Source organism: Mycobacterium sp., assembly GCF_049280035.1.
GTDB lineage: Bacteria > Actinomycetota > Actinomycetes > Mycobacteriales > Mycobacteriaceae > Mycobacterium.
On record NZ_JBAPPI010000114.1, the window covers coordinates 1 to 4200 of the forward strand.

Below are 4200 nucleotides of genomic sequence, written 5' to 3' on the forward strand. Positions count from 1 at the left end.
GCCGAGGTGATCGAGCAGCGCGACCACGTCGCGGGTCATGTCGACCAGTGTGTAGGGCACCGGGCTGCCGCGGCCCAGCAGATAACGCCAGACCCGGCGATAGACCGCGCCCTCGGCGCGCATCCCGTGCATCTTGGCCGACAGCCCGGTGTCGCGATGGTCGAACCGGATCACCCGATACCCTGCGTCGACGAGCTGAGCGCAGAAGCCGTCGGGCCACATCGGCAGCTGGGCGCCCAGCCCCATGATCAGCAGCACCGTTGGGTTGGCCGGGTCGCCGAGGTCTTCGTAGTACAGCTCGACGGTGCCCTGCTCGGTGTCGCGGCGGGCGAGGCCGCTACGAGTCAGCATGCTTCTTCTGGTTTTTGCTCGTTCTTCCAGGGCGTGACCCAACCCGCGATCTCCCAGCCCTCCAGGCCGGCCAGCAGCTCGTACATGGTGGCGCCGTCGATGCTCTCCCGGATGATGTCGGCGTGCCCGCTGTGGCGGGTCAGCTCGTTGATCACATGCAGGATCACCCATCGCACCGACCACGCCTCCAGGTTCTTCGGGAACCACGGAATGTCCTGCGGCACCGGCACCACGGCGTCCAGATCGGCGGTGTCCACCAGGTGCAGCGACTTGGCGTTCTCGGCCTCGAAGTCGCTGAGCAGCCCGGCCAGCGTCTCGTCTGGCCGCATTACGTGCTGGTCGGCAAAGTCCTTGGAGATCTCTTCGAACGGCCGGGTGTCACGCGCCGGGAGTTCCGGGGCGGCGGCGATCCGCGCCATCCAGCTGCGCTGCATAGCAGTGGCGTGCTTGACCAGTCCGCCGATCGACAATGCGCTGACCGTCGGCCGCGAGCGGGCCTGTTCGTCGGTGAGGCCGTAGGCCACCGCGAAGAACGCGCTCTGGTGATAGGCCAGGTATTCGCGCAGGGCACTGCGTTCGTCGGTCACGGGCGAGGCGAGAGCGGGCATCAGCGGGTCCTTCCGGTCGACTGTGCTCAAGCCTGTCAAAAAACGCCGCGCCGTGACGCCGCACGGCGCCTGCCCAGCGTCGTAGGGTGCGGGAATGCAGGTGATTTCGGCGGAGTCGACGGAGCTTTTCGTCGGGCCGCCGGACGCGCCGCTGCAGGTGGCGCGGGTGACCGTCAGCGGCGCCACCGAGCCGACGCTGGTCCGGGTCGACGGCGACGGCGTGAGCGGAGAAACGCTGGCGCGCATCGGGCACGACGTCGTTGAGGTGGCTGTCGCCGTCGAGCACCCGGTCGTCGGTCAGCGCCGCGCCGCGCAGGTGCACGTCGATGGTGCCGCGACACCGTTCGCGTTCACCGTGGCCGAGCCCGGGTGGACGATGTTCATGATCAGCCACTTCCACTACGACCCGGTGTGGTGGAACACCCAGGGCGCCTACACCAGCCTGTGGCGGCAGGACCCGCCGGGCAGGTGTCGCAACGGCTTCGAGCTGGTGCACGCGCACCTGGAGATGGGTCGGCGTGAACCCGAGTACAAATTCGTGCTCGCCGAAGTCGACTATCTCAAGCCGTACTGGGACACCTATCCCGAGGACCGCGCCGACCTGCGCCGGCTGATCGCCGAGGGCCGGGTGGAGATCATGGGCGGCACCTACAACGAGCCGAACACCAACCTCACCAGCCCCGAGACAACGATCCGAAACCTGGTGCACGGCATGGGTTTTCAACGCGAAGTGCTCGGCGGCAACCCGGCCACCGCCTGGCAGCTCGACGTATTCGGCCACGATCCGCAGTTTCCGGGCATGGCCGCCGACGCGGGGCTGACATCGAGTTCGTGGGCCCGTGGACCGCACCACCAGTGGGGCCCGATGCACAGCGACGGTGGCGTGGCGGGCATGCAGTTCTGCAGCGAGTTCGAGTGGATCGCTCCGTCCGGGCGCGGTCTGCTCACCCACTACATGCCCGCGCATTACGGGGCCGGCTGGGGGATGGACGACGCCGCGTCGCTGGCGGAGGCCGAACAGTCGACTTACCGGCTGTTCGAGGAACTGCGCAAGGTCGCGCTGACCCGCAACGTGCTGCTGCCGGTCGGCACCGACTACACCCCGCCGAACAAGTGGGTCACCGACATTCACCGGGACTGGGGTTCGCGCTACACCTGGCCGCGGTTCGTCTGCGCGCTGCCCAGTGAGTTCTTCGCCGCGGTGCGAGCCGAACTGGACGCCCGTGCGCTGGTGCCGTCGCCGCAAACCCGGGACATGAACCCGATCTACACCGGCAAGGACGTGTCGTTCATCGACACCAAACAAGCCAACCGGTCCGCCGAGAACGCCGTCTTGGACGCCGAGAAGTTCGCGGTGTTCGCGGGGCTGCTGGCCGGCGCCGACTACCCGCAGGCCGCGCTGGCCAAGGCGTGGGTGCAGCTGGTCTACGGCGCGCACCACGACGCCATCACCGGCTCGGAGTCCGATCAGGTGTACCTCGATCTGCTGACCGGCTGGCGCGACGCGTGGGAGCTCGGCCGCGCGGCCCGGGACAACTCGCTGGCGCTGCTGTCCAGCGCGGTGGACGGCGACGTGGTCGTGTGGAACCCATTGGCGCACAACCGAACCGACGTCGTCACCGCCCGGCTCGACTCGCCGGTCGGTGCTGGAGTGCGGGTGCGGGACCACGACGGCGCCGAGCTGCCCGCTCTTGTCGAGCACGACGGACGATCGGTCAGCTGGCTAGCGCGCGACGTGCCGTCGCTGGGTTGGCGGGCCTACCGGCTGGTCGCCGGAGATACCTCGACAGCCTGGAAACCGGTGCGCGGCAAGCAGATTGCGAACGAGCATTACCGGCTGGCTGTCGACCCGGCCCGCGGCGGCGGGGTGTCGTCGCTGATCCACGACGGCCGGCAGCTGATCGCCGAGGGCCGGGTGGGCAACGAGCTGGCCGTCTACGAGGAATACCCGGCGCACCCGACCGGCGGCGAAGGCCCATGGCACCTGCTGCCCAAGGGGCCGGTAGTGAGCTCGTCGGAAAGCTCAGCGGAGGTGCGGGCTTACCACAGCCCGCTGGGTCAGCGGCTGCGCGTGGTCGGCCGGATCGGCGAGCTGCTTTGCTACACACAAACTTTGACGCTGTGGCACGGCGTCGATCGGGTGGACTGCACCACCACGATCGACGACTTCACCGCCGCCGACCAGCTGCTGCGACTGCGCTGGCCGTGCCCTCTGCCGGGCGCCATGCCGGTCAGCGAAGTCGGCGACGCCGTCATCGGGCGTGGTTTCGCGTTGCTGCACAAGGCTCATTCGGGGCCTGAATCCGTGGACACCGCCGACCATCCGTGGACGCTGGACAACCCGGCATACGGGTGGTTCGGGCTGTCCTCGGCGGCCCGGGTGCGCGTTGGAGAGGGTGTGCGCGCGGTCTCGGTGGCTGAGGTGGTCGCGCCGACCGAGCCGATGGGCGGCCTACTGGCGCGCGACCTGGTGGTGGCGCTGGTGCGCGCCGGGGTCACGGCGACCTGCAGCAGCGCCGACAAGCCGCGCTACGGCCACCTCGGCGTCGATTCGAATCTGCCGGACACCCGGATCGCCTTGGGTGGTCCGGGCCAGAACGCCTTCACCAAGGCCGTGCTGGCCGCCGCCGACCCGGCCTACACCGTCGAGGTCGAGCGGCAGCTCGCCGATACCGGCCGGGCCAGGGTGTGGGTGCCGGCCACGGCGCCGTTGGCGAGCGGCTGGATCCCCGGCGCGGACCTGCGGGATTCGCGGGCGCTGCCGGTACTGGTGATCGCCAGCCGCGACGACGCCGACCTCGGGCCGGCGATCGCGTCGGTGGCCGACGACCTCGTCGACGCCGAGATCGTCATCCGCCAACACGCGCCGTCGGGCCTGCAGCGCTTCGAGTCGCGGACGGTGGCGCTGCTCAACCGCGGGGTGCCCAGCTTCGCCGTCGAGGCCGACGGCACCCTGCACACCGCGCTGATGCGGTCCTGCACCGGCTGGCCGTCCGGGGTCTGGATCGACGAGCCGCGCCGCACCGCGCCCGACGGCTCGAACTTCCAACTGCAGCACTGGACGCACGTTTTCGACTACGCACTGGTCTGCGGCGCCGGTGACTGGCGCCATGCCGAGATTCCGGCCCGGAGCGCCGAGTTTTCCCACCCGCTGCTGGCCGTGACGGCGCCCGGGCGGACCGACCGGCTGCCCGCCACCGGTTCACTGCTGCAAATCGGCCCGGCCGGCGCGGTGCACCTG

The 4200-nt window shown here is 69.8% G+C and carries 3 protein-coding genes; 1 reads left to right on the forward strand and 2 read right to left on the reverse strand.

Going from position 1 to position 4200, the window contains the following annotated elements:
* Both WAN71_RS03800 and WAN71_RS03805 read right to left on the reverse strand, forming a co-directional pair.
* Positions 1-351: alpha/beta fold hydrolase (locus WAN71_RS03800; protein ID WP_422224053.1), on the reverse strand; the 351-nt coding region annotated here is incomplete at its 3' end.
* On the reverse strand, positions 345-938 hold the full coding sequence (locus WAN71_RS03805) for a DinB family protein (protein ID WP_422224055.1): 594 nt from the start codon (positions 936-938) through the stop codon (positions 345-347). The genes WAN71_RS03800 and WAN71_RS03805, both read right to left, overlap by 7 nt.
* Positions 939-1053: 115 nt before the next feature.
* Between WAN71_RS03805 and WAN71_RS03810 the strand changes: the two genes are divergently transcribed.
* Positions 1054-4200 (forward strand): alpha-mannosidase (locus WAN71_RS03810; RefSeq protein ID WP_422224054.1); only part of this gene is annotated, 3147 nt, incomplete at its 3' end.